General features: G+C 40.6%; 23 protein-coding genes. 2 read left to right on the forward strand and 21 right to left on the reverse strand.

From position 1 onward, the window contains the following. Positions 1-126: 126 nt before the first annotated feature. Positions 127-1,263, reverse strand: coding sequence for an alpha/beta hydrolase (locus ACHCNF_RS03060; protein WP_408071326.1), 1,137 nt, complete (start codon positions 1,261-1,263; stop codon positions 127-129). 181 nt (positions 1,264-1,444) lie between these two features. Between ACHCNF_RS03060 and ACHCNF_RS03065 the strand changes: the two genes are divergently transcribed. Then, entirely contained in the window at positions 1,445-2,017 is a 573-nt protein-coding gene (locus ACHCNF_RS03065) for a TetR/AcrR family transcriptional regulator (protein WP_408071327.1), read from the forward strand. Between the two features lie 30 nt (positions 2,018-2,047). On the opposite strand, the gene ACHCNF_RS03070 is transcribed toward ACHCNF_RS03065, so the two are convergent. The 17 genes from ACHCNF_RS03070 to rsxC all read right to left on the reverse strand — a co-directional run bounded on the left by ACHCNF_RS03070 (position 2,048) and on the right by rsxC (position 21,230). After that, positions 2,048-3,541: an AMP-dependent synthetase/ligase gene (locus ACHCNF_RS03070; protein ID WP_408071328.1), complete on the reverse strand. Its 1,494-nt coding sequence runs from the start codon at positions 3,539-3,541 to the stop codon at positions 2,048-2,050. An 82-nt stretch (positions 3,542-3,623) separates the two neighbouring features. After that, the gene (locus ACHCNF_RS03075; RefSeq protein ID WP_408071329.1) at positions 3,624-3,854 is read right to left on the reverse strand and encodes an acyl carrier protein; all 231 of its coding nucleotides are present in this window, start codon (positions 3,852-3,854) and stop codon (positions 3,624-3,626) included. Positions 3,855-3,885: 31 nt separating this feature from the next. Next, on the reverse strand, positions 3,886-5,271 hold the full coding sequence (locus ACHCNF_RS03080; protein ID WP_408071330.1) for a condensation domain-containing protein: 1,386 nt from the start codon (positions 5,269-5,271) through the stop codon (positions 3,886-3,888). Positions 5,272-5,858: 587 nt separating this feature from the next. Further along, positions 5,859-7,568, reverse strand: a complete 1,710-nt coding sequence (locus ACHCNF_RS03085) for an N-acetylmuramoyl-L-alanine amidase family protein (protein WP_408071331.1) — start codon at positions 7,566-7,568, stop codon at positions 5,859-5,861. Between the two features lie 85 nt (positions 7,569-7,653). Then, positions 7,654-9,069: a pyruvate kinase gene (gene pyk, locus ACHCNF_RS03090; protein WP_408071333.1), complete on the reverse strand. Its 1,416-nt coding sequence runs from the start codon at positions 9,067-9,069 to the stop codon at positions 7,654-7,656. 56 nt (positions 9,070-9,125) lie between these two features. Continuing rightward, positions 9,126-9,608, reverse strand: a complete 483-nt coding sequence (locus tag ACHCNF_RS03095; RefSeq protein WP_408071334.1) for a hypothetical protein — start codon at positions 9,606-9,608, stop codon at positions 9,126-9,128. Between the two features lie 126 nt (positions 9,609-9,734). After that, positions 9,735-10,244 carry an RNA polymerase sigma factor gene (locus ACHCNF_RS03100; protein WP_408071335.1) on the reverse strand — a complete coding sequence of 170 codons (510 nt, stop codon included), beginning with the start codon at positions 10,242-10,244 and terminating at the stop codon, positions 9,735-9,737. Next, complete coding sequence (locus tag ACHCNF_RS03105) at positions 10,234-12,426, reverse strand: ATP-binding cassette domain-containing protein (RefSeq protein WP_408071336.1); 2,193 nt, start codon at positions 12,424-12,426, stop codon at positions 10,234-10,236. Before ACHCNF_RS03105 ends, ACHCNF_RS03100 begins: the two co-directional genes overlap by 11 nt. Before the next feature lie 19 nt (positions 12,427-12,445). Beyond that, a complete protein-coding gene (locus ACHCNF_RS03110) occupies positions 12,446-14,641 on the reverse strand; it encodes an NHLP family bacteriocin export ABC transporter peptidase/permease/ATPase subunit (RefSeq protein WP_408071337.1) in 2,196 nt (731 codons plus the stop codon). A 14-nt stretch (positions 14,642-14,655) separates the two neighbouring features. Beyond that, positions 14,656-14,880, reverse strand: coding sequence for a hypothetical protein (locus ACHCNF_RS03115; RefSeq protein WP_408071338.1), 225 nt, complete (start codon positions 14,878-14,880; stop codon positions 14,656-14,658). A gap of 183 nt (positions 14,881-15,063) precedes the next feature. Continuing rightward, a complete protein-coding gene (locus ACHCNF_RS03120; RefSeq protein WP_408071339.1) occupies positions 15,064-15,897 on the reverse strand; it encodes a heparan-alpha-glucosaminide N-acetyltransferase in 834 nt (277 codons plus the stop codon). A gap of 138 nt (positions 15,898-16,035) precedes the next feature. Further along, positions 16,036-16,830: an RnfABCDGE type electron transport complex subunit B gene (locus ACHCNF_RS03125; RefSeq protein WP_408071340.1), complete on the reverse strand. Its 795-nt coding sequence runs from the start codon at positions 16,828-16,830 to the stop codon at positions 16,036-16,038. A gap of 82 nt (positions 16,831-16,912) precedes the next feature. Then, positions 16,913-17,500, reverse strand: coding sequence for an electron transport complex protein RnfA (locus ACHCNF_RS03130; protein WP_408071341.1), 588 nt, complete (start codon positions 17,498-17,500; stop codon positions 16,913-16,915). After that, positions 17,497-18,330, reverse strand: coding sequence for an electron transport complex subunit RsxE (gene rsxE / locus ACHCNF_RS03135; RefSeq protein WP_408071342.1), 834 nt, complete (start codon positions 18,328-18,330; stop codon positions 17,497-17,499). The genes ACHCNF_RS03130 and rsxE overlap by 4 nt, the downstream gene beginning before the upstream one ends. A 12-nt stretch (positions 18,331-18,342) precedes the next feature. Next, on the reverse strand, positions 18,343-18,945 hold the full coding sequence (locus ACHCNF_RS03140; protein WP_408071343.1) for an RnfABCDGE type electron transport complex subunit G: 603 nt from the start codon (positions 18,943-18,945) through the stop codon (positions 18,343-18,345). Next, positions 18,942-19,892 (reverse strand): RnfABCDGE type electron transport complex subunit D, encoded by a 951-nt coding sequence (locus tag ACHCNF_RS03145; protein WP_408071344.1) that lies wholly within the window; start codon positions 19,890-19,892, stop codon positions 18,942-18,944. Before ACHCNF_RS03145 ends, ACHCNF_RS03140 begins: the two co-directional genes overlap by 4 nt. 21 nt (positions 19,893-19,913) lie before the next feature. Next, on the reverse strand, positions 19,914-21,230 hold the full coding sequence (gene rsxC / locus ACHCNF_RS03150; RefSeq protein ID WP_408071345.1) for an electron transport complex subunit RsxC: 1,317 nt from the start codon (positions 21,228-21,230) through the stop codon (positions 19,914-19,916). Between the two features lie 260 nt (positions 21,231-21,490). Between rsxC and ACHCNF_RS03155 the strand changes: the two genes are divergently transcribed. Then, positions 21,491-22,717, forward strand: coding sequence for a ribonuclease H-like domain-containing protein (locus tag ACHCNF_RS03155; protein WP_408071346.1), 1,227 nt, complete (start codon positions 21,491-21,493; stop codon positions 22,715-22,717). 71 nt (positions 22,718-22,788) lie between these two features. On the opposite strand, the gene ACHCNF_RS03160 is transcribed toward ACHCNF_RS03155, so the two are convergent. From ACHCNF_RS03160 to ACHCNF_RS03170, 3 genes are all read right to left on the reverse strand, one after another. Further along, positions 22,789-24,066 (reverse strand): O-acetylhomoserine aminocarboxypropyltransferase/cysteine synthase family protein, encoded by a 1,278-nt coding sequence (locus tag ACHCNF_RS03160; protein WP_408071347.1) that lies wholly within the window; start codon positions 24,064-24,066, stop codon positions 22,789-22,791. 74 nt (positions 24,067-24,140) lie between these two features. Then, a complete protein-coding gene (locus tag ACHCNF_RS03165; RefSeq protein ID WP_408071348.1) occupies positions 24,141-24,368 on the reverse strand; it encodes a hypothetical protein in 228 nt (75 codons plus the stop codon). Between the two features lie 243 nt (positions 24,369-24,611). Beyond that, positions 24,612-26,240, reverse strand: coding sequence for a mannitol dehydrogenase family protein (locus ACHCNF_RS03170; RefSeq protein ID WP_408071349.1), 1,629 nt, complete (start codon positions 26,238-26,240; stop codon positions 24,612-24,614). Position 26,241 lies beyond the last annotated feature (1 nt).

Raw genomic sequence — 26,241 nt, forward strand, 5'->3', positions numbered from 1 at the left:
TTCACCTAACATATGTATTTTATCATGTTTATATATACGTTTTTTTATTATGCTAATTAAATTTCCATAAAGAAAGGGTGAATAAAAATATAATTATTTTCACGTTTTGAGGGAAATAAAAATTCATTAATTCATATTTTCTTCGTCATGCTTGAATGCAATCTGTGCAAAGTTGTAAAAGCCAAGGTACCATATATGAAAATCGTGGCCACCATCAAGCTCCTGCCACATAAAGTTTTCACCCTCAGTAAACTTATCACTAAGTGAAGGAAGATTTTTAGCTGCTGCAGATGAGCTCTGGTAAGCTATCCTGTCCTGAAGGCCGCATATATTGTACATATAGTATATTGGATATTCACAGTCCTCAAGGATGCTTGCCGTTTTGGTAGCGGGATTACTTGTAGGTGCTGCTGAAAAAGCCCCAAAATATCCAAAAATATCATTGCACTCATCAAGCCCTATGTTTATAGTCTGCATACCGCCCATAGATAATCCTGCAATAGCGCGGTGAGCCCTTGCAGCGCTAAGGTCATAGCCATCCTCACTGTATTCCCCATAGGTAGCATAGTGAGAATCCATGTAAGGTATCAGATCATTTCTAAGCTCCTCTCCAAATTTGTAAAAAGAATCTATTTTATTCGTATCCTTGCTGTTATCAGCTCCTGCTCTCCCATTTGGGGTAACAACTATGAAGGGTTCAATATCACCGTAGTAAGTCAGATTATCCATGATGGCTTTGACTCTCGATGTTGTTTTAGTAAGTCCCCATTCATCCTCATTTCCCCCAATTCCATGAAGAAGGATCATTAGATTATACTTCTTTTCAGCATCATAATTGGGTGGCAGATATACATTTGCTTCCTTAGTAATCTCACTTCCATCACCTGCATAATCATGTCCCGTGTATGATATATGCTCAATTGTACCTGCTTCATCTGTCCGTAAATTAGTATATTTCGGAAGCACATGCTCACCAATTTCAGCAGTAGGAACTCTCTCCTCTTTGGCATCTTCCTCCGCAGCTTCTGTCGCTTCTTCGGAAACCGAGGTTTCCTCCGCTATTGCCTCTGCATAAGCATTATCCGCAGGTTCTTTTACTTCTGAGTCTTCTGATTCTGTTTCTTCTGTATTTGCAGTTTCTTCCTTCACTTCGTTTTCAACGCTCTCAGCTGCCTCGGCGTTTTTATTTGTGGTATCTGCCATGCTGCAGGCTGTAAGTAATCCCATAGTCATCATAAGTCCCCATATCGCTTTCTTCTTCATTTTTATTACCTCCCATACACTAATATAATTATGCTTATTTACTGCTTCAAACTCTACCTGAATATTGCTAAGTAATTATCATATAGAAAAAAGATAGCCAATTCATAAATGCCTGAAATATTCCCTTTAGTATTGGATTTATGATAAAATAGCGGGAAAAGCGACTTATAAGGGGATAATAATGAACGAATTTGACGAGAGATACAGTACTGCCGAGGATGCAATAATCGATGCTTTTTTTATATTGATAAAGGAAAAGGATTTTGAAAAGATCACTGTGGCGGATGTCATAAAAAAAGCCGGAATTGTTCGGAGCACCTTCTATAATCATTATGAAAACATACCGGCTTTGGTAAATGCCGCCGAGGATAAGACCATCAACGATATATTTCATATGATGGAAAGCTTTCATTCAGACAATAACAGAGACCTTTGCAAATCGTATTTTCTTGCAATCTGTAATTACACAAAGAAAAATCCGTTCCTTTCAAGTCTTCTTGAAAGCGCCAGAGGCGACGGATTTTTTGAGAAGGCAATGACTATGTTCCATCAATACGTAACGCAGATGACCGATATTCAGACTAATAAAAAAGTTTCCAAAGAGAAGTATTCTTTCATGATCGCAGGAATTATAGGTAGTACAATCGGCGTTCTCCACAAATGGACAGCCGAGGATTTTGAATCCCCGGCCGAAAATATAGCTGATATCCTTACAACCATTTTCCTAAACGGTATTTTACCATTCATGATTTAGGAAAAACTTCCCGAAAAGCAATTTGACCATTCACGCTGCAGGGTTCTCTTTAAGAGCGTCCTGCCTTTTTATTTTTCCGGTGGAATTTCTGATAAACGGTGTGCTTCGTATTACAATTTGTGTGATGTGCCTGTATGTTGGTTGTGAAGCATTATAGTCATCTATGAATTTCTGCAGCTCTGAATATAAAGTATTTACATCCAGTCCTTTTTTATCAACAATCTCTGTCTCAGGGAAAATCCTTGCAGTAAGTCCGTTGTTTTCGCCGGTGACTATTACCTCAGAAATAAGCGGACTAAGAGCCAGCTTATTCTCTATTTCCTCAGGAGATACATTTTCACCATTAGACATTATTATGAGGTTCTTTACTCTTCCGTTTATGAAAAGATATCCATCCTCATCAAGATATCCCTTGTCGCCGGTATGGAGCCATCCATCCTTTATAGTAGCCTCAGTTTCGTCAGGCATCTTGTAATACCCCTTCATGACTGAGCTTCCACGTACAAGGATTTCTCCGTTTTCAAAAGAAATTTCCACATTTGCAAGTGGCTTACCTATGGATCCCGGCTTATGATCCTTTTGTGTGTTGGATGTAATAACCGGTGAGCATTCACTCATTCCATAGCCCTCAAGCACCTCCACTCCATACTCCTGAAATTTTTCAATATAAAATGGATCAAGATGTGCGCCACCTGTAAAAATAGTTCTGAGCCTTCCTCCAAATACAGTTTTTACAGCTTCGTTATCAAGAGCAGAAACTCTCTTATATATTGTCTCTATCATAAGCGGAACCATGAGCATTACCTCAGGTTTATATATGGACATGTTTCTCACCATATGAATCAATGAGTCGTTTATGCATATGGTGGTTCCAAGTGATAAGGTCTTAAGATAATCCATAACCAGGCAATATGCATGGTGGATTGGAAGAACGCTCATGGTAACTCCACCGGGTTCTGCATCATACTCAACATTTTTAACATTCTCAGCCAGGTTTTCCTGTGTAAGCATTACTCCCTTGCTTTTACCCGTTGTACCGGAGGTATAGATTATGGTAGCAATTTCATAGCCTTCTGCTCCCGGCACATTGATATCTGATTCTGAAAAATGAGAGAATTCATCTTCCGTTAAAGCCCATATCTTTCTTATTTTAGGACATCTTTCCCGGACCTTATCCATTAGAGAAATTCTGTTAGTTCCAAGAAAAAGTGCTTCAGAATCAGACCTGTTTATAAGTTCTGTAAGCTCATCATCAGGGAGCCCTGCATCCAGCGGAACTGCAATATTTACTCCTGTAGTAATGCCAAGATAAGCCTCTATCCACTCTGGAGAGCTGTTTCCAATAAGGGCAATATGTGCTCCTCTGAAGCCTTCTTTTTCAAGATGAGCCCTTACTTTTTTTACTGAACTATCGAGCTCACCATAGGTCTTTTCATGTATATCCTTTTTTACCAGCCACCTCAGTGCAGGTATATCTTTAAATCTTGCTGCTGACTCATCCCAGATAGATCTTATATTTTTCATAAATTCTACACCTCTTCAACTTTTTCCATACTGAATCCCTTTACTTGCACTATCTACTGCGTATTTATGTAGCTTTGTGTGCTCATGCTACCTCGTTTAAAAGACTCATCGCTTCACCTACAGTATGAATCGTTACAACCTTCTCCTGCTCAAGTTCAACATCAAACTCATCCTCAAGCTCTCCAAGGAAGGACATAAAATCCAGCGAGCTAAATCCCAGATCCTCGCGAAATCTGAGAGCGTCCTTTAAATCCTTGGGGGCTACTTCACAGTACTGTGCAATAATCTCTTTAAATTTCATTTCTTTTGTCATATTTTTCTCCTCCTCTAAGAAAATGCTTGTTTTAAACCGCTTCCATGATTTCTCCTACTGTCATATCCGGCTGCTCTATACCTCTGAACAGAATGCGCATCAGATAATAGTTCATAAGCTCCACATCCTTTTCAGATAACTGCACTGTCTGATAGTGATATGAAAAATTCATACCACCGTCTTCTGTGTGGGATACGGTAAGATACATCTTTTTTGTAGCAGCTCCATTGGCAAACCATTTTGCATGCATAGGAATGTTCTTAAGAAACGGATTTTCCATCTTAACAGGCATCGGCTGATAAGTAAGATAGCAGCTCTCATAAGTCGTATCATCAGGTGTGTTGTATCGCTTTTTTATCTCTTCATAAATCAGGGCCGGATCATAATTGCTGTGCATATATATGCTATTCTGGACATTCTGGATTTTAAAGGCTGCTGACATAAAATCAGTATCTTCGCTGATGACAGTTCTGCAGGGGAACATAATTGTTCTGCTTCCACCTGATGTCCATTCATCCTTAGTGGATCTTCTTGAGATAAAATTCTGAATTGAAATATCCTCCTGTCCTTCATTTTGTTTTGACAGATATGTTCTTATTCCAAGAAGTAAAAGATTCGTCATTGAAAGACCATGATTCATGCAAAAATCCATAAGCCTTTTTGCCGGTTCAGGCTCAAGCTTATAATCTTTAACCGCAACAAATAATTCCTTTCGCTCGATATCAGCACTTCTTAACTTTTTATTCTTGTGCCTTATGCGAGCTTCTTCTAAAACAGAAGGGCCCTGAATATCTGAATAAAGAGGCTCTCCGTATTCATCGAGTTGATCATTCCAGAATTTCTTGTCTTTTTGGAATCTTTTCTCATTGCCTGCCTTTTTCAAGTCTGATTCCAAAACTGTTTCAAAATCTGCAAGGTCAGCAGGATATTCAGCTCCAAATCTGTAATGTGTATAAAGCGACATAATGTCATTTGTCATTACCGTCACACCACAGGAATCAATAAGTCTGTGATCCATATGAATAAAAAAGCCACGATAGCCGTCCGGCAGCTTCATCATATAGACATCACACATTGGAATGTTGTCACCGTCAAAGGTCTGATATGCCCAGCTCTGCATCAGATCATCTGCTTCCTTAAGACTCATCCCCGTAAGGTCTTTTATCGGAATATCTCTGTGATCTTTTTTTATAAGATACTGCTGCACATTTCCGTTTTTATCAGCTTTTGTAAATCTGATTCTCATGCACCCGTATCTTTCCATCTCCAGCTCAATACATTTTTTTAACAATCCAAAATCGAGCTCTGCTTTAAGTGCTGCAACTATGCTAAGTCCCGAAACCTGCTGAGTCCCATACTCCTTTATCCATCTGTAATGCATATTCTGAGCTGCTGTAAGCGGATAAGTTTTTTTCATAAGTCCTCCTCATAAATTCACTAATCGATTCAGTTTCCTTACTAGTACGGTTGTTTCTATCAACATCAGAGAATGTATCATAATTGTTTCCTCTGTTCCATAGCTCCCTCCACTTAACAAACACTTAAATAAAAAATGACCGAAACATATCAAACACATTCCATGAAAGTGTTCGATATATTCCGATCTCTATATCCCCGCACCTGTCCCCAACAAGGGCTTATGAAATATTTTTAATTACTAAAGCATCCCACATCCATCTCCCAGCGAGTCCCCATTTCTTCTGCGCTCGGCTAACCATTAAAACAGTGTGAGATTTGTATAAACATATGCCGCCCTGCAGAACTCACTCTATGCCGGGAACCATTCGTTTCTCCGGTGCGGCGATTATATGTGAGCGCTTGTTTTCCGATATCCTGGAAAACAAAGCGAACATAACGAGCAAGCACCGGAGGAACGATGGATTCCGAGGCATAGAGCTCAGACATGCTTTGGGCGGCATATATACAAATCTCCCACTGTTTTAACAGCCTCGCCAGCAGACGAAATGGGGACTCGCTGGGAATTTGGATGTGGGAAGTCTTTAGTTAATTAAAATATGTGTCTATTCCATTTGCGATGCCATTGACCATCTGCTGCTGCATTGCTTCATCAGCCATGTTGGTGTCATCTGTAGGATTAGACATATATCCCATCTCAATAATTGTTGAAGGTACATTAGCCCAGTTTATTCCGGTCATGGTATCTGTTTCCCATACGTACTGCTTTTTAAATCCGGTAGCATTTATATATGAATCAAGTACACAATCAGAAAGCTTTCTGGAAGCATCATAGTAAGCAGCATTATAGGGATTTGATGGTGTCTGACAAATAGTCATGGCACCGTTAACAGAAGTGTCCTCAGAGCCATTGGCATGGATTCTTATAAAGGCTTCTGCCCCTGCATTATTAGCTATCTGAGCACGGTCAACATTACTAAGACTCACATCATTTGATTCTCTTGTCATAATGACGGTATAGCCCCGTTTAGTCAGCTCTTCTTTAAGCTTTAATCCTATTGTAAGGGTAAGCTGATATTCTGCAATTCCTGTTGTCTTTCCCGTAGTTCCGCCGGTAACCTTTGCCTTCATGTCTGTAGAGCCGGGACCATTGGGTTCCTTTTCAGACATCCCGTGTGACTGATGTCCCGGATCAATTACCACAAGATGACCTCCTGTGTGCGGAGTTTCTGCAGCAGGTGCAGGTTCCTCAGAAACATTTGCATCATCATTTGAAGATAAATCTGTAATTTTACCTTTTACAGATTCATCTGAGCTATTGATATCCTTTATCACATATTCGCCATTTTCATTCACAATATAAAAAGTGATAAGTCCGCCAAATTTGTGAAGCAGTTCCACATTGCATAAAACAGCCTTTTTGCCGTCATAATCTCTGATTGAAGCTTCATAAACATTACAGCTTTCTGAGGTTTTATCATTTGTCCAGAAGTTTTGTACAAATTCGGTACCTGCAAGTATTTCTCCGGAATATCCAATCTTAGGTATGTTAAAAGAAATATTTCCTTCTTGAGAAGGAGCGTCATATTCAACCAATATATCAGTGCTTCCTACATCCTCTGATTTTTCAAAAGGAAGCTCAGCCTGCTTATAACCATTATTTGCACTGTCATATTCATAGATCAGCATGTTTCCAAAGGCCAAAGGGTCAGTACTTGTATCATAGCTAAGCGTAAAAAGAAGGTCCTTTTCACCATCGCCATTAAGATCCTCCATCTCTACATGAGGAAAGCCAGTATCCCATACGCCGCCTAACTCTATCTTATTGCCATTCCCAAGCTCTAAAACATAGTCGGCCTTCTGTTCTTCCTCATGATAGGAGCGATGCAGACGATCTGTTTTCCCGTCACAATCATAATCTTTATTAATAAAATCATCCTTCCAATAATACTGGAGGCACTCATCAACATATCCGGTGTAATCCCACAAAGCCAGGGGTGAAGTCTCTATATCCTCGGTCGCATCTGTTTCTGTTCCTTCCGGGGCAGTGTTTTCCTCAGTATCATCTTCTTGCGAATCATTATCAGAGGCTTCTTCAGATGAATTATCATTGCCGGAAACAACTGCTTCATCATTCGAAGCCTCTTCCTCTACATTCATAGCCTCTTCCGTTTTTGCTTCAGAAGTTATGCTTTCATCTGTTTTGGTATTGTCCGCAGTCTCTCCCGGCACATTACTTCCACAAGCGCTTGCAAAAACCATAGCGCCCAAAATAAAGCCTGCTATTTTTTTATTCATCTTCCGTTCCCTTTAAGTCAAATAACTCCATACAACTATTCTGCCCGTTGCACATCAGGCATTGCCATTCTTAATAAGAAAAAAATTATACATCCTCAATCTTAATAAGATTTGTATTTCCGGACTCACCATTTGTCACTCCACCTGTAATAACAATCTTATCACCCTCTTTGAGGTCGAAGGTCTCGATTGCAACCTTTTTGGCGCTGTAGAACAAAACGTCCGTTGACGGAAATACATCGCACATCTTGGGAGTTACAGCCCATGACAATGACAGCCATCTCCATGTCTTCTCATTAGTTGTAAGACCGATAATGTCCACAGGAGATCTGAATCTTGAAACCATTCTTGCAGTACGGCCAGACAAAGTGCAGGCAACAATTGCCTTAGCATCAAGATCTATTGCCATTCCGCAGGTAGCATGTGAAATAGCATCTACATCACTCTTGATGATGAAGTCATAGTTATAGAAACGCTTATTGTAGTGAATATTCTGCTCAGTTGTCTCAGCAATCTTGGCCATGGTCTCAACAGCCTGAACTGGATATGCACCGGCAGCTGTTTCACCTGAGAGCATGATAGCACTTGTACCGTCATAAACAGCATTAGCTACGTCTGAAGTCTCTGCTCTTGTAGGTCTCGGATTATGTATCATGGACTCAAGCATCTCAGTAGCTGTGATCACACGCTTGCCAAGCATACGACATTTGGTTATAAGATCCTTCTGAATTGCAGGAAGCTGCTCAAAAGGTACCTCAACACCCATATCTCCACGTGCAACCATGATACCATCACACTCTGTGCAGATATCTTCAATATTGTCATAACCTGACTGATTCTCAATCTTTGCAATAAGCTGAACCTTATCATTGCCATTGTGAGCTTTAAGGAATTCATGGACATCAACCAGATCCTGCTTAACTGAAACAAATGAGCATGCAATGAAATCAACGTCATTTTCTACGCCGAACAGGATATCTGATTTATCCTGCTCTGACAGATAAACCTGTTTAATATGCTTACCCGGAAAGCTCATGCTCTTCTTATCAGAAAGCTCTCCTCCGGTCACAATCTCAGTCTCGATTTTTACGCCGTCTGTACTAAGAACCTTAAACTCCAAAAGGGCATTGTTAAGAAGAATCCTGTCACCTTTGAAAAGCTCTTTGGCAAGATTTTTATAACTTACGGAAACAATAGTTTCATCACCCTTAATATCTTCTGTTGTAAATGTAAACTTCTTTCCTGCCTCAAGATTAACCTTCCCGTTCTTGAAAGTGCCGATGCGGTACTCAGGGCCCTTTGTATCAAGAAGGATGGCAATAGGAAGTCCCAGTTCTTTTCTTATCTTCTTAATTCTCTTTATTCTTGTAAGCTGTTCCTCATGATCTCCATGTGAAAAATTGAGTCTGGCAACATTCATTCCTGCTTTACAGAGCGCTGCAATCATCTCCTCTGACTCACTTGCAGGGCCAATCGTACATACTATTTTTGTTTTTCTCATTAAATAATCTCCTCTTTTTTTATATAAATAAGTGTGAAAACTCACACGCAAAAGTACTACTTTTTGTTTCCTATAAGTCTGTTCGCTGTATTGAAACCATCAGCGGAAACACATCTTTTTATATCCTCAAATTTCTTGTTGTCCTTAAGATAAAGCCTATAGCTTCTGGGCCCGTTCAGATTAACAAGAAGTCTGTTATCTCCCGCTCTGCCAATTTGCAGATTCCAGTCATCACCATTGTGTGAAAAGTTCATATTAAGAGTTTCAGTCACCTCCGGATTGCCTATTGTGAAGTAACCTCTCATAGCATAAACAATAGAATACAACGCAGCCAGGTTGTCAGAATCAACTCTGACCTTCACCTCATCGCTATCAGCCACACATATATCTGCTTCATTACATAGGACATACAGGTCCACCTTGAATTCTCTTAGCTTATAAGAAGAATTAAGCATATAAATAAGAAGCGCCAGAAGCAGCGCAAACACAGAAATGAAAGTAACAGCAGTTACAACTCCCCAATTGATTTTCTTTTTCATATAATCCTCCGGTAATAATTTCAGGCAAACATCTGCAGCTTTTGCATACGGTATTAAATTTTAGCATAAAAGCTGACTATAAAAAACAAAAAACTGATATGTTTTTATTTTTTGGAATTTAATCTTTCACTGATTTTCAATTTTCTTTCTGCACTTATTCATTAGTCTCTCCATCCGCTTAGCGACGGCCTTTTCATTTGAGCCTGTTTTTTCGGCTATTTCTGCATAGGTCATCTCCATCCCAAAGCGGAGCATAATAAGTTCTCTTTCTGAATCCGAAAGACCTTTCAGCAAAGAGTACGCCTCTCTGCTGTCATCATCCTCAATGCGATCAAACTCAGGATCTTCTTCTCCAGGTTCATAACCCTCTTCCAGATAATCATCAATTGATACTATCTTTCCCGATTTATTTTTTCTGAAATAATCAGTCAGAGTATTTATTGTTATCCTGGATATCCAGGTTGACGCAAGAGAAATCTCAGGATCGTATTTTTCATAAGCATTCATAGCTTTAAAAAACACATCCTGCACAATGTCCTCTGCATTTTCCTTATTAAGGACACGCATATATACGCTTTTATATACCTTGTCATAGCACTCGGCGTAAACCTGTTCAAATGGCTTTTTATCCTTCATTTTCTTCTACCTGTTGCCTCTTAACCAGCTCTGAAAAATATCCGTCCTTTTTAACCAATTCATCATAGTTACCGTCTTCTACAATTTTTCCTCCATCCAGGACAAGAATCCTGTCACAGTTCTTAATAGTTGAAAGCCTGTGCGCAATAACTATTCTCGTACATTTTAAAGAATCAAGAGACTCCGATACCTGTCTTTGTGTTATGTTATCAAGAGCACTTGTCGCTTCATCAAACATCAGTATCTTAGGCTTTGGTGCAATAGCTCTTGCTATCATAAGTCTCTGCTTCTGCCCTCCGGAAATGCCACCTGCACCTTCCGTTATATAAGTAAACATTCCCATTGGCATGTTGCGAATATCATCTGCTATACCTGCAAGTTCGGCAGCCTCCCAGGCATCATCAAGAGTCAGCTCAGGAGCTGAAATAACTATGTTGGAATAAATGTCTCCCATAAAAAGTGAGCCACTTTGCATAACAGTTCCGATTTTATTTCTCAGAGATTTTAAATCTATATTTCTTATGTCCTTACCATCATAATAAACAGCGCCTCTCTGAGGAATCTCAAATCCCAGCAATATACGCATGAGAGTAGACTTTCCGCATCCAGTTTTCCCTGTAATTGCTATATACTGCCCTGCTTTAATTTTCAGATTAAAATTGTCAAGAACGGGAGGCGTTCCTTCCTCGTACCTGAAAGTAACATTGTTAAGCTCTATATTACCTGTCAATTTTTCAAGAACAGGCTTATCCTCAGAGACCTCCGGCACAGCATCCATAATAGGCTTCACCATCTTCAGAATGGGATCGATAAGGGCTATCTGAGCAACCATCAGTGAAAAGCCTTCAAAAGCCCCTGTTACCATTCCAAATGCAGAATTAAAAGCGTAATAATCAGGGATACTTACTTTTGATTTTATGGCTACCCCGTATATAACAACCATTCCAATCAGGGATATAGCCGAAATAATAACAGAGGAAGTTTTAACAAATAACGGCGGGTCATATTTGTATACAGCCTGCTCAGAATAGGCCTTTCCCCATCTGGCAAAAGCCCTTCTCTCTGCACCGGCAAGCTTAATTTTTTCTATTCCCGAAACAACAGCGTAAGCAAGACCGCTCTCTTTAGCCGAAAGCTCCATCTGAACCCTGTTAATGCGGCTTTCTGCCATAACCGCAGAGACCGTCACAATTATCGTAAGCAAGGATACGATCAAAGCCGGCATCATTAAAGAGGGCGTAAAAGCAAAAATCTGGAAGATGTAAATAAACGAAAACAGTATCGATATTCCACCGGACATTCCTATACTTACAAGCACGGTAACCAAAAGATTCATATAATTGATGCGCGTACTAAGGTTACCTGATGCATATTCCTTAAAAAATCCCGTGGGCAAAGACAATATCCTCATCATGGTAGCCGCTTCAACACTTTGATCAAGCTTTAAGGTAATTCTGTTAAGAAAAAGGTTTCTTATTGTGCCAAACAAAAGCGTACTGACAGAAACACATATCATAAATGTTGCAATAGCAAGAAGTGCTCTTACATTTGATGAGACAGCAACATCTTCAAATAAGTTCTTGTTTATCACAGGTATAAGAAGACCTATAGCTGTAACAATTGCCGTAAATAACAAATAGGCTAAAAAGCTTCCTCTGTCGATATTATCTGATATATATCTAAAGATATCCCTCATTCCCATGGCTCTTAAAGGGAAAGGTTTATAAAAAGCTATTGCCTCATCTGAAATCATCTTCTCATTCGACGCGGTAACCTTTATATATTTACCTGTTTTTATATCCTTATACTTATAGCCTGCCATTCCCGATGGAATAAGTGCAACAGGTATATCCTGACCGTTTAATGTTGTAAGCATTGCACCTGAAGCATCATTTCTCCATCCCTCATGAAGTTTTACCGCCCTTGTCATAATGCCACTTGGTCTTAATAAAAATTCCAGAATCTCATCTATTTCCATTAACTGTTCCGGAATTTCTCTGGCAGTAACATGGTAATACCTGAGTACCTCTCCTATAGCATCCGTTGTCTGCTGTCTCTCATCGTGAAGAATGGCAGTAAGAGTTTTCCCCATGACAGACCCTGCTATTTGAAGACATGAGTCCTCAAAAGCATCCATGTCTGCTTTTTCTCTCATTTTAACCTGTTCATCAAACCAGCTCATAACTGTATTCCCCTCGAACTTACTCACTACTTACAAGCTTAGTATATAAACCGCCTTTTGCCATCAATTCGTTGTGTGTTCCACGCTCGGCAACTATACCATGATCAAGCACTATTATTTCATCGCAGTCTCTTACCGTCGAAAGTCTGTGTGCAATAACCACACATGTGATTCCTCTGTTCTTAATAGCCTTAACCACATTGTATTCAGTCTGTGCATCAAGCGCACTGGTAGCTTCATCCATCACTATAAGCGTAGGATCCTGAGCCAGGATTCTTGCTATTTCGATTCTCTGACGCTGTCCTCCCGAAAAGTTGTGGCCGCCCTCTGAGAGCTTGTACTGATAACCGCCGTCTCTTTGCATAACGTCCTCATGAATCTGTGCATCACGGGCAGCAAGTATCATCTCAAAATCTTCTATTGAGCGATCCCACATTTTAATATTGTTGGCTATGGTATCTTCAAAAAGAATTACATCCTGATTAACAACCGCAACCGAAGAAGTAAAAACATTTCTTCCTATCTCACTTGCAGGTTTCCCATCAAAAAGAATCTCACCGGTCCAAGGCTGATAAAGCCCTGATATAAGCTTACTCAATGTACTTTTGCCACAGCCTGAAGCGCCTACAAATGCAACACTTTTACCGGGATCAAGCTCAAGATTAAAATCACTGATGATCGGAGGCATAAGCTTGGAATAGCCAAAGGAAATATTGTGCATCGACAATCTGCCAGACAGCTTCGTTCTTGAATCTTCCTCAGATTCCCCAACTCCCTTCTTTACAACTGAAGGATCAAGAGGATAATCCATTACGTCTTCTATACGTTCCATCTCCGTACGCATCTCCTGAAGACTCTGACCTGCGCCGATAAAGGACGAGACAGGAATGAGAAACCGGGCAAAAAGCCCCTGGAATGCCAGCACAGTACCTGCTGTAAATCTGCCTGTCATAACCATATAAACACCCATTATCAGGATAATATTGTCTGTGAGTGTCATTATTATCGAAGGCAGAACGCCAATGTATTCGTTAAGCTTTAAAAGTTTTACATTTTGAGCATTTACACTTGCCTGAAAGCCTGCCCATTTTCTGAAAAAACCATTCTCGGCGCCGCTACTTTTTATGGTCTCTATCATCTCTACCCCTGAAACGGTTGTAGAGTAAAGTTTGGCCTGATCCCTCATCTGAACCCTTGTTATATTAACCCGTTTGTCAGATATTACCTTGGATAAATAAAGATTAAGTAAGATTGCAATTACTCCAAAAAGAGTCATGACAGCCGAATAGTGAATCATGAATACAAGATAAAACACAAGCATCGCCGCATTTATTATGAGAGGAGCAAATGTATTTACAAGAACATCGGCTATTGACGCATTTGTAAGTCTTCTCTGCTCAATATCTCCCGCCATTCTCTGCGAGAAAAACTTCATAGGGAGACGAAGCACATGCCAAAAATATGTGGCATTACCGACAGCATCAAATTTGCCACTGATGCGTAAAGAATAAACTGCGCCTATCCATTGTACAATAATTTGGATAGTGGTTATAAGTGCAATAAAGAAAAGAAAACTATTTATAAACTTCGGGTTATTGCCCGTGAGCATATAATCCATAAAAAATTTGGATAATCCTGCAGATATAAGAAGACATAGAGATGCTGTGGCAGATGTAAGCGCTACAAAAGTAAATGCCGAAAGTGTTCCCTCCATTCTTGCTTTTGCAAAGTCAATCATGCTCTTCTTTTTACCTGAAGGCACAAAGCCTTCACCGGGAGAAAAAAGAAGAACCACTCCGGTAAATCCTTCATCAAATTCTTTTTCAGTCAGTATGACTTCGCCCCTTGCCGGATCATTTATATAAGCCTTACCGTTTTTGAATCCGTTTAAGACAATAAAATGATCAAAATTCCAGTGTATTATACAGGGATAAGTAGCTAATTTTTTAATTTCATCTATTTCGAAGCGATAACCCTTTGCTTCAAAGCCATAGGTTCTGGCTGCCTTTGCAATATTGCTTGCCTTCGAGCCATCTCGTGAGATTCCGCAGTCCTCTCGTGCCTGCTCCAGTGGAATCCATTTATTATAGTAGGCCATGATCATGACAAGACATGCAGCACCGCACTCCAAGGCTTCCATCTGCATTACCACAGGAACCTTCGCTACACCACTATTCAAAGGCTCCTTAATTTTTTTATTACTCCCCTTGCTCATGAATTATCCCTTTCTCAATTGAGAATACATGTTATCGGAGCAACACTGCGTTCGCCGGCACCGTCATTAACCTTTATTTCACCAAAAATACCCCAGATGAAAATTCCGGCGAGAAGAATAATAGTGGCCAGTAAAAAGATCCATACAGAAGGGGTTGTAACCTGAATATAATCATTTAACTGTTCAGGCGACGACACTCTTTCTATACTCTTATCTCTAAAAATACTGCGTTTTTCCATAATAAGCTCTCTCTTATCTGTGGTTATTTCCGAACGATTTTTCCTGTTTTCATTCGGAAAGTCATAGATTCCTTTGGGCAGTTTCCGCTTTAGCCCGCAAGAAGTCATACAAAACAGTACGTATTTTTATTATAACACCGACCTTGTGAGACTTTGCGCTATTTATACAATTTTAATTTTTCATTATCTGATAAGCATTGTAATGCCATATAAGACTGGTTGGTGAAGCATATATATCAAAAGAGAATGTCTGCCGATCCATGAAAGGGGTTTTATATTTATGTGAAAAGCAGCACTTTCAAAGCGCGGCTTTAATACTCCATACAAAAAATATCCCGAGAGAAATAAGAATATCCAGGGCATAAGTGAAAAATAATCCGATGAATAAAAATCATTCTGCATAAACCCTAGATAGTTCAAAAATGAGCCATTTACACCACCTGAAGAACTACCATCAAACAGATTAGCCGGCAGATTTATTTTTGTCAGAAAAAGATTTATCACTCCCTGATTTATTGATTTGGTAAAGCCAAACAGAATAATATTTACAATAAATCCCCAGAACGGATCCAGGAGAATCCCAAAATCACGCTTATTATTCTGATTATTATCAGGATTACTGCTTATATCAGCTGTCTTGCCCGGTATAAGCTTTATCAATACCCATTTTAGTGCACCTACTATGATCATGGCTGAACCAAGAAAAGTAAGTACTCCAAAGTATACAGGTGCTTCGGGAACAAAAAGTTCTGTCACTGTTGTTATTATTATCCCGCATAGAAATACAATAACGCCGTTTCTTATGGGATTCCTTGCAAAATGCAGGCAAAATCCAGCAATCAGTATGAAAGTCCAGCATATACTCTGTTGCCATAAGTAGCTACCAAAGGTTTCATACCAGAGCATTGAAAAACCCTTTAAGTATTTTAAATCCCAACAAAAATGATACAAAATCATACTTATCAAAGTAAGTCCACGTATCGAATCAATCAATTCCAGACGTTTACTTTTCATCATAAATAATCTCTCCACTCATAGTTTTTTCTATTAATATAACACAGATATATTTCATCAAACTATAGTAGAGCTTATAAAAACGGACATATCCAATTAATTGGATATGCCCGTACGCAAGCAAAAAGTAATAGTATCAAATTATATAACCTGAATAGCCTTCTTGGGACACTTCTCTGCGCAGAGTCCACAGTGTGTACACTTGTCCTGATCAATTGTAGCTACGTTGTTCTCAACAGTTATAGCACCCGAAGGACAGTTCTTTTCACATATATGGCAGGCTATACAGCCGGCTTTACAATATTTATTAACCGCCTGTCCCGGATCCTGGGACTTACACCGAACCACCTCTGTAGCATCATAAGGTACAAGATCAATAAGATGTCTGGGGCAAATATCTATACATTTGCCGCAGGCTTTACACTCTTCTCTGTCAACCATTGCTATTCCGTTGACGATGTGTATAGCATCAAACTGACATACATTCACGCAGCTTCCACCACCGAGGCATCCAAATGTACATGTCTTGGGGCCTGCTCCCGGAACCTGGTTGATAACCCTACAGTCCATTGCACCGATATACTCGTATCTCTCAGTAGCTTTTTCGCAGTCGCCTCCACAGTGCACATAAGCCACCATACGCTTGGCTTCACCTGCATCAACGCCCATTATTTCAGAAATCCTTGCTGCAACAGGAGGGCCTCCTACAGGGCACTGACTTACCGCTGCTTCACCTTTTGCAATTGCAGCTGCACATCCGGAACATCCGGGGAATCCACAACCACCACAGTTGTTTCCCGGAAGTGCTTCTAATATAGCCTGTTCTTTCTCATCCACATCTACATGCAGTTTCATATCAGCAACGCCAAGAATTATACCTATCAGAATTCCGACGCCTGCTACTACTGCAGTAGCAATGAGTACACCACTAATCATAATTGTCTCCTTTGCTCCTCATATATCACTTTCATCACTTCTCCTAAAAATCAGAGAATGAGAAGATCATGATGTTCAACCTTTATCTAAGTGCGGAAAAGCCTGTAAATGCAATAGCCATAAGCGCTGATGCAAGAAGTACTGTAGGCATTCCTCTAAAAGGCTTGGGAATGTCATTAAACTGAATCTTCTCACGAATGCCTGCAAGAATTACAATGGCAATCGTAAATCCAACTGCTGTTGCAAAACCGCAGATAGTACTCTCCAAAAGGCTATATCCATCAGTTACGTTATTGAGAGCAACACCAAGAACTGCGCAGTTTGTTGTGATAAGAGGAAGGTATACGCCAAGTGACTGATAGAGTGATACCACAAATTTCTTAAGGAACATCTCAACAAACTGAACCAGCATCGCAATAACCATGATGAAAACTATTGTCTGCAGAAACGATAAGTCGAGTGGTGAAAGGATAAATTTGTAAATCGCATTAGTTACGAGCGAAGCCAGTGAAATTACGAACACACAGGCCATGCCCATTCCGAAAGCCGTCTCTGTTTTCCTTGAAACACCAAGAAAAGGACATAATCCAAGGAACTGGCTGAGAACTACATTATTTACAAGAGAGGCTGTTATCATTATGGACAAAAGTCCCACTATAGTATCTGTCATTTCTTATCCTCCTCTCCGGGTGTAACCACTTCTTTTACAGAAGCCTTGGCTGCTGCTTTTTCTTTTGCAAGGAGCTCTTCCTTAACCTTCTTGGGATCCTTGATCTCAATGTCGCTGCAGCATCCTCCCACGCCAAACTTGGATGTATCCTTGCCCTTCTTCTCCATGTTGAACTTAACCTGATTCATTATTGCAATGAGCACAGCAAGAACTATGAAGGCACCTGCCTGCTGAATAAAAATACGGATAGGCTGATACTGGCTAAAGAAGTAACCTACAGGTCCGGGAACTACAGAGCCCTCACCAAAAATCTGTACATCAAACATTGTTCCGCCGCCGATAAGCTCACGGAAAAGTCCAATAACAGTAATCGCGCAGGTAAATCCCAGTCCCATTCCTATTCCGTCAAAAAATGAAGGAACCACATCATGCTTCGATGCATATGCCTCTGCTCTTCCAAAGATGATACAGTTAACAACAATAAGCGGAATATACACGCCAAGAGCCTGATACATCACAGGCACATATGCCTGCATAACAAGCTGTACAAGAGTTACGAATGAAGCGATTACAACAATAAATGCAGGAATACGAACTGTATCCGGAATCACTTTTCTAAGAAGTGATATAACAGCATTACTAAGTGCCAGAACAAATGTTGTAGCAAGTCCCATGGTGACACCATTTATAGCTGATGTTGTAACTGCCAGTGTAGGACACATACCTATCATAAGTACAAGTGTCGGATTCTCAACAATAAGTCCGTTCAGGAAACGCTCCGCAGGGGTGTCCTGTTTGAAGCCTAAAGCTCCCTTTTTCTCTTCACTCATATGAACACCTCCTTAACCGGCGAGAGCAGCCTGAAAATATGCTACTGCTGCGTCAACGCCGAAAGTAACTGCTTTTGAAGTTATGGTAGCGCCTGAAATAGCCTCTATCTCACTGTCTGATGAAGCAGCATTTTTAGTTACAGCAAACTGGGAAGCAGGCTTTCCTGCAAACTGAGGAACCAGTACCTTCTCAGCATTCATTCCAAGACCCGGTGTCTCGTTAATGGAAATAAGTGATATCCCGTTTACCTTAGAATCATTTGAAATACCAACTGTGAATACTATTTTGTCTCCGTATCCTCCGCTGGTAACCTGAACAACATATCCAAGTCCGTTTCCCTGACCATCAACAGCTTTTTTTACACTGTTGATCTCAATTTTGCTGTAGTCTGCGCCGCTTAATACAGAGGAAACTGTATCAGCATCCAGTTCAACATCTTCAAAATCTGCCGCTTCAGGGAAAACAGCCTGATTAGCCTTTATCTGTGCAAGTTCTTCCTGGTGAGCTATAGGCTCTTTAGTAACCTGATAAACAAATCCGAGAGAAACACCTGCAACAAGAGTTATTATGAAAAGAATGAGTGCATTTTTCAGCATTGTTTTTATATCTGTCATGCCCTTTTTTCCTCCTTCTTTTCCACCGGTCTGATACCGAACGCTCTGGGAATTGTGTACTTCTCAATAAGCGGAACGATAAGATTGCCGATTATGATCGCATAGGACACACCCTCTGCAGATACACCAAACACACGGAAAATACCGGTCAGTACTCCAAGGAATACGCCGTATATATATTTTCCTTTGGTGGTGATGGGACTGGTGACATAATCCGTAGCCATAAAGAATGCCCCAAGCATAAGTCCGCCACCTGCAAGCTGGGCAGAAATATAAGCACCGTTAAGTCCGTGGCCTCCAAACAGGATTATGAAAATCACAAAGGAAACAATATATGTTCCGGGGATTTTCAAATCTATGATTCCAAGCATAATAAGAATACATGCACCTATAATGATGGCAATCATTGAGGTCTCACCGATAGTTCCGGGAATCTTACCTATGATCATATCGATGACTGTAACCTCTTCTCCTGCTTTAAGAGCTGCAAGAGGAGTAGCTGAAGTATATGTATCTGTCACAAAGTTAGTCATAAGCGCCGGGAATGATATAAGCAAAAAGCATCTTGCGCCAAGAGCCGGATTCATGAAGTTCTGTCCAAGTCCTCCAAAGAGCATCTTAACTACAAGAATTGCAAATATTCCTCCGATGATCGGCAGCCACCAGGGCGCCGTACAGGGAAGGTTCATTCCCAAAAGGAGACCTGTAACTACTGCTGAAAAATCTCCTATAGTGATTTTTTTATTTAAAATCTTTTCATAACAAAATTCGGTAGCTACTGTTGAGAATACAGACAGCAAAAGTATTATCAACGCATCTACGCCGAAGTTGTATATTCCAAATCCAGCAGCCGGAAGAAGTGCAATGACTACCCACATCATAATATTGGAGGTTGTCACACCGGACCGAACGTGCGGATTTGACGAAACTTTCATCATATCGCTCATTGTCTTTTCCTTTCTTATTCCTTACTTCTTCCTCTTTCCAAGCTGTATCTTACGCATACCCTTTATGAGCTGAGTAAGCTGTCTTCTGGCAGGACAGATAAAGCTGCAGCATCCACACTCGCAGCACTCCATTCCATACTCTGCTAGGAACTTCTCTTCCTGTCCATTCTCGACATCATCCGCAAGATTCTTAGGAATAAGTCTCTCAGGGCAAACCTCAACACACTTGGCACAGTTTATGCAGGCACTGGGCTCAATAGCAGCTACCGCGTCCTCAGTAAGGCATGTAAGAGCTGATGCTGTCTTGGTCGTAGGTACATCAAGATCAAACAGTGCAAATCCCATCATGGGACCACCGGAAATAATCTTTGCAGGAGCCTTAACAAAACCGCCGGCATCGTCCAGAAGCTCTCTGTAGTTGGTACCGATCCTTACCTTGTAGTTACGGGGATCAGCTACAGCATCACCTGTAATTGTAACTATTCTCTCCATCAGAGGGCGTCCCTCTGTAACAGCCCTGCTCACTGCGCAGAGAGTATCTACATTATCAACTATGCAGCCCGCATCGGCAGGGAGCATAGAGGAATTGATCTCTCTTTTTGTGCAGGCATATATAAGCATACGCTCGGCCCCTTCAGGGTACTTGGTCTGAAGAGCCTTGACCATGATCTTATCATCGTCTTTGGTCAGTTCGCGGAATTTGGCTATACAGTCAGGCTTATTATCCTCAATAGCAAGAATTCCTCTGGCATTAGGGAATAATGAAACCGCAATTCTAAGACCGCTCAGAAGGAGTTCCGGTTCCTCTACCATTCTGCGGTAATCACTTGTCAGGTAAGGTTCACACTCCGAGCAGTTTGCGATAACGTATTCGATTTTCTCCGGTTCCTTTGGAGAAAGCTTAACAGCTGTAGGGAATCCTGCTCCACCCATTCCAACAACTCCGGCTTCTCTTATGAGATCAATCTTCTCCTGAGTTGTGAGCTCTTCAAGTGGCTTTGTCGGAAGCATTTCCCCTTCCTCGTAGAGACCGTCATTTTCGACAATTATGCTGTCGCACATGCCGCCATTTGCGAGTCTTCTCTTTTCAATTCCCTTTACTGTTCCGGAAACTGTTGCATAGATTGGTGCTGAGACGAAGCCTCCCGCTTCAGCAATCTTCTGTCCTACAAGCACATGGTCGCCCTTTTGAACAATAGGCTTAGCAGGTGCTCCGATATGCTGTGATACCGGATAGACAAGATCACCTTTTGGCAGAACTTCTTTGATGGGCTTGTCCTTAGAAAGCTCTTTACCTTCATAAGGATGCACTCCCCCCACAAAAGTTAATTTAGCCATTTCCTACCCTTTCCTTTTATTGCCTTCAAGGCAGAATTATGTTCAGAATAAATTATTAAACGGAAAATTTACAGAAAGCTCCCCATAAGAATAATATTATTCCAAACGAATAATAAAAACTGTTTATATTATACTACATAAATTAGGTAATAGTCAGATTTTAATAAGAAATATACTCATTTATTTTCAATATTTATGTGCTAAAATAGAAATGTTTGGAGATTAGATATAATTTTTTGTGATCAATGGGGATTCTTAATATGAAAACAGTTGACGAAGTAATCACCGGCGTAGCTGATGGCTACCCTCTTGAAAGAATCTGTGAAAAGCCTGAAGATATTCTGTTTATTGATATAGAGACCACCGGTCTTTCTCCCAAGAACAGCACCATATACCTTATAGGCTGTGCATTTTATAAAGACGGCACCTGGAATCTAAAGCAATTCTTTGCTGACAAACGCGGTGATGAGGAGGATATAGTCAGAGCCTTTGTGACATTTGCCAAGGATTACAAGGTCCTTTTACATTTTAACGGCAACAGATTTGATCTGCCGTTTATCCAGTTTAAATGCGACAGGTTTCACATTGAGAATCCGCTTGAAAGCATGAAGTCCATAGATATTTACAAACGGATCGCCCCTTACAAAAATCTTCTGGGAGTGCCTGATTGTAAGCAAAAGACCATTGAACTGTTTTTGGGAATTGACAGAATGGATGTTTATTCAGGTGGTGAGCTCATTAAGGTTTACAAGGATTATCTGATAGCGCCGGATGAGGGAAAATACAATATTCTGCTTCTGCACAATGCAGATGATGTTCGCGGAATGTTCGCTCTTCTTCCTGCGCTCTACTATCACGACTTTTTCAGCATGATCACAGGACAGAAGGTAATTATATTTAATACCGACGCTCCTGTGCTTCCGGAAGTAAGAACAGGATTTCTCGTAGACGAAAGTTCTGATAATGAAAATCCGGATGCCGTTATAGATCTTCCAATCCGTGCCATGAAGGTTCAGGCAAATTACTATAAAGACATTGACGGCACTCAGAAAGAGGAAGTTCTTATGAAGGTATCACTTCCGGATACTCTGCCTTCCTCAATCGGAGGCTCTGCAGACAGATGCTATTTTAAGGCTGAAGGAGATATGGCAACAATAAGGATTCCTCTGATAGAAGCTGAGCTCAAATATTTTTACAACAACTACAGGGACTATTACTACCTTCCTTCCGAGGATCAGGCACTTCACAAATCCGTTGCGCAGTTTGTAGATAAGACACACAGAGTACAGGCTACTGCCGCGACCTGCTACACCAGAAAACCCGGCCAGTATCTTATGCAATGGGATGCAGTTTTCACACCTGTATTTAAGGAGTCCTATAACGACAAAAAGCTCTACTTTGAATTAACCGATAAGCTAAAACAAAGCAGAGCTGCAATGAGTCTGTATGCTGTTCACGTACTTGGACACATTATTGAGAGAGCTTAAGGAAGTTCTGCTCTCCCTTCGGTCGCCAGAACTAAGTAGTACACTAAGCTCGAAAAAACCTCGCTAAGTGATCACTTAAATGCCTGCTCGATATCAGCAATAAGATCTTCCTTATCCTCAAGGCCGCAGGATATCCTGATAAGACCTGCGGGAATTCCTGCAGCTTCGAGCTGTTCATCAGTCATCTGTCTGTGAGTTGAGGTTGCAGGATTAAGGCAGCAGGTTCTTGCGTCAGCAACGTGTGTCTCAATGGCACAGAGCTTAAGCTTTCCCATAAACTCTTCTGCTGCTTCTCTGCCACCCTCTATTTCAAAGGATACAACTCCGCATCCGCCGTTACCCATGTATTTCATAGCTGTATCATAAAATTTGTTGCTCTTTAATCCAGGGTAATTTACATTTACAACCTTGGGATGCTTTTCAAGAAACTCTGCTACTGCTGTTCCATTCTCCACATGGCGAGGCATGCGTACATGAAGGGACTCAAGTCCAAGATTGAGATAAAAGGCATTCTGAGGTGACTGGATACTTCCAAGGTCACGCATAAGCTGTGAAGTTGCCTTTGTAATAAATGCACCTTCTTTACCAAATTTCTCTGCATAAACAATTCCATGATAGGATTCATCCGGCTGTGTAAGTCCGGGGAACTTGTCAGCATGAGCCATCCAGTCGAATTTTCCTGAATCTACGATTGCTCCGCCTACAGCTGCGCCGTGTCCGTCCATGTACTTAGTTGTTGAATGTGTAACTATGTCAGCTCCCCATTCAATTGGTCTGCAGTTAACAGGTGTAGGGAAGGTATTATCTACTATAAGCGGCACACCGTGCTCATGTGCTGCCTTTGCAAATTTCTCAATGTCAAGTACAGTAAGTGCAGGATTTGCAATTGTCTCACCAAAAACAGCCTTGGTGTTTTCTTTGAAGGCAGCATTAAGCTCTTCCTCTGAGCAGTCAGGATCTACAAAAGTAGTAGTTATTCCCATCTTTGCCATGGTGACTGCCATAAGGTTAAAGGTTCCGCCATAAATAGACGCAGAAGAAACGATATGATCTCCCGCTTCACATATATTAAACAATGCAAAAAAATTGGCTGCCTGTCCTGATGAAGTAAGCATTGCGGCTGTTCCGCCCTCCAGCTCCGCTATCTTGGCAGCTACATAATCGTTGGTGGGATTCTGAAGTCTGGTATAGAAATATCCTGATGCTTCGAGGTCAAAAAGCTTACCCATATCACTACTGGTATCATACTTAAAAGTAGTGGACTGAACGATCGGAATCTGTCTGGGCTCACCATTCCCCGGTCTGTATCCCCCCTGAACGCATTTGGTATTGATCTTATAATTTTTCATACTTTTCTCCTCTTAAATCCTGGTATAAAAATAATCATCGTTTCCAAAAAAACTGACAGTCATACAAAAACAGCTTAAAGAGTTTGTCCGCCTTTAAACCAAAAAACTATGGACAATACACACATTACTATAGAGGCGATCAAAAGAAGCGCTTCTATTATAATCGGAATCTTCCATTTCAGATGTAGCGTCTTAAAACCACCTTCATGTGGTCTGTCAGGCCATGAAATCATAAGTATGGCGCCAACGATACCGCTAAGCGTAAGCGTCGTAGCCCCAATAAGAATAAATTTATCAAGCATGGCATCACCTCTATATTAGGCAAAAGCTGTAACCTCTTCAAGTGTTTTTTCACATACCCCCACAACCTTATTCTATATTCAAAGTGATACAGCTGCCATTAAATCTCTATAAAAATACCATTAAACTTATGTCCACAGATGTTTAAAAACTTCGCATGACATTGCAAAAAACACAAAATAATTTCTGCTCTGTCATACGAAGTTTCATTTTTGTCAGTATTTAGTAATGCAGTCTAAACATGATCACAGTGCACAAACTGTCTCATGCAGAGTTTTTCTGACTGCTCCCTTATCCTGTATCATGGACATATAATAATTTATTACTTTATCTGCAAGCCCTTCCTTCTCAAGATCAACTCCAAAGATTTTTTCATCCTTAAGAAGAGGCAAAATCTTTGCCTTTATCTCCTCTTTGTCAGCTTCTCCTCCAAGCTTTATATCCTTTACATATTCCTGGCACTTAGTAAGAAGCGGATCCGGACTTGGCTCGAAGATCAGCCCATTATCCTCTACACCCATAAGGTATCTTAACCATCCAGCAAAAACAAGAGGAATGCACTTAAGATTCTGCACATCAAGGTTATCTGATCCGATGTAAGCCTTAATTGTTTCGCCAAATCTTATGGGCAACTTTTGTGAGGTATCGCAGGCAATTCTCTGAGGCGTATCAGGCATAAATTTGTTGGGAATTCTCACATTAACAACTGTATCTATAAATTCCTGGGGCTTAATTACTCCCGGATCAGTTACTACAGGAAGTCCCTCAACATATCCAATCTGTTCAATAAGCTTTACAAGGTCCTCATCCTTCATCTCCTCTGAAATCTTGTCATAGCCAAGAATGCAGCCGAATACAGCAAGAGATGTATGCAGAGGATTAAGGCATGTGCAAACCTTCATTCTCTCAACCTTATCTACAGTTTCCTTTGTAGTAAATATTACGCCAACCTTTTCAAGCGCAGGTCTTCCATTGGGGAATTTATCTTCTATAACAAGATATTCGCTCTCCTCTGCATTTACAAAAGGAGCCACCCATGTATTCTTACTTGTTACAACAGCTTCAAGTTCCTCCACGCCATCATTTTTCAAAATATCATTAACAGAATCATCAGGTCTTGGCGTAATCTTGTCTATCATTGACCAGGGGAAGGATACCTTGCTCTCATCTTCTATATAAGCAACAAAGTCTTTGTCTGCCTTGCCATTTTTAGCCCAGTTATCTGCAAAAGCATGAATTGCATCATAGAGCTTATCTCCGTTGTGTGAGCAGTTATCTGTACTTACCATGGCTATAGGCTTTTTACCTGATAAAAATCTTTCATATAAAAGTGCTGCAACTTTTCCGATATAGCTCTTTGGCTTAACCGGACCTTCCTCAAAGTCTGCTGCTACAGGAGGCAGTGTTTCGCCACCTGCATTTGTCAGACAGTAACCCTTCTCTGTAATAGTAAAGGTAGCCATCTTAAGTGAGTCTTTGGTAAAAATCTCCTTAAGTCTTGCAAATTCCTTCTCGTTCTCAGAATCAAGAATACATGACTCTGCGATGCTCTCTATTACTGTCTTATCCACACTGCCATCTGCCTTTAAAGTTACCAGGATAGAGAGATTATCGTGAGGTCTGTACATTTTTTCAATTATCTCATAATCAAATCCCTCTACTACAGTTAGTCCCTTTGTTGAGAATCCCTCTTCAAGCATTCTCTGAGACAGATTAGCCTGAAAAGCCCTGAAAATATTGCCGGCACCAAAGTGTACCCACTCAGGTTCCGCAACAGTTTCCTTTATCATCTTGTCTCTGTCAAAAGAAGGAATAACATAACCCTTCTCTTTCCAGGTATTACCATTTTTAATACTGGCTGAATTAAGTTTCATT

It is taken from the genome of Butyrivibrio sp. NATIVEDY162 (assembly GCF_045999815.1).
Taxonomy (GTDB): Bacteria; Bacillota; Clostridia; order Lachnospirales; family Lachnospiraceae; genus Butyrivibrio.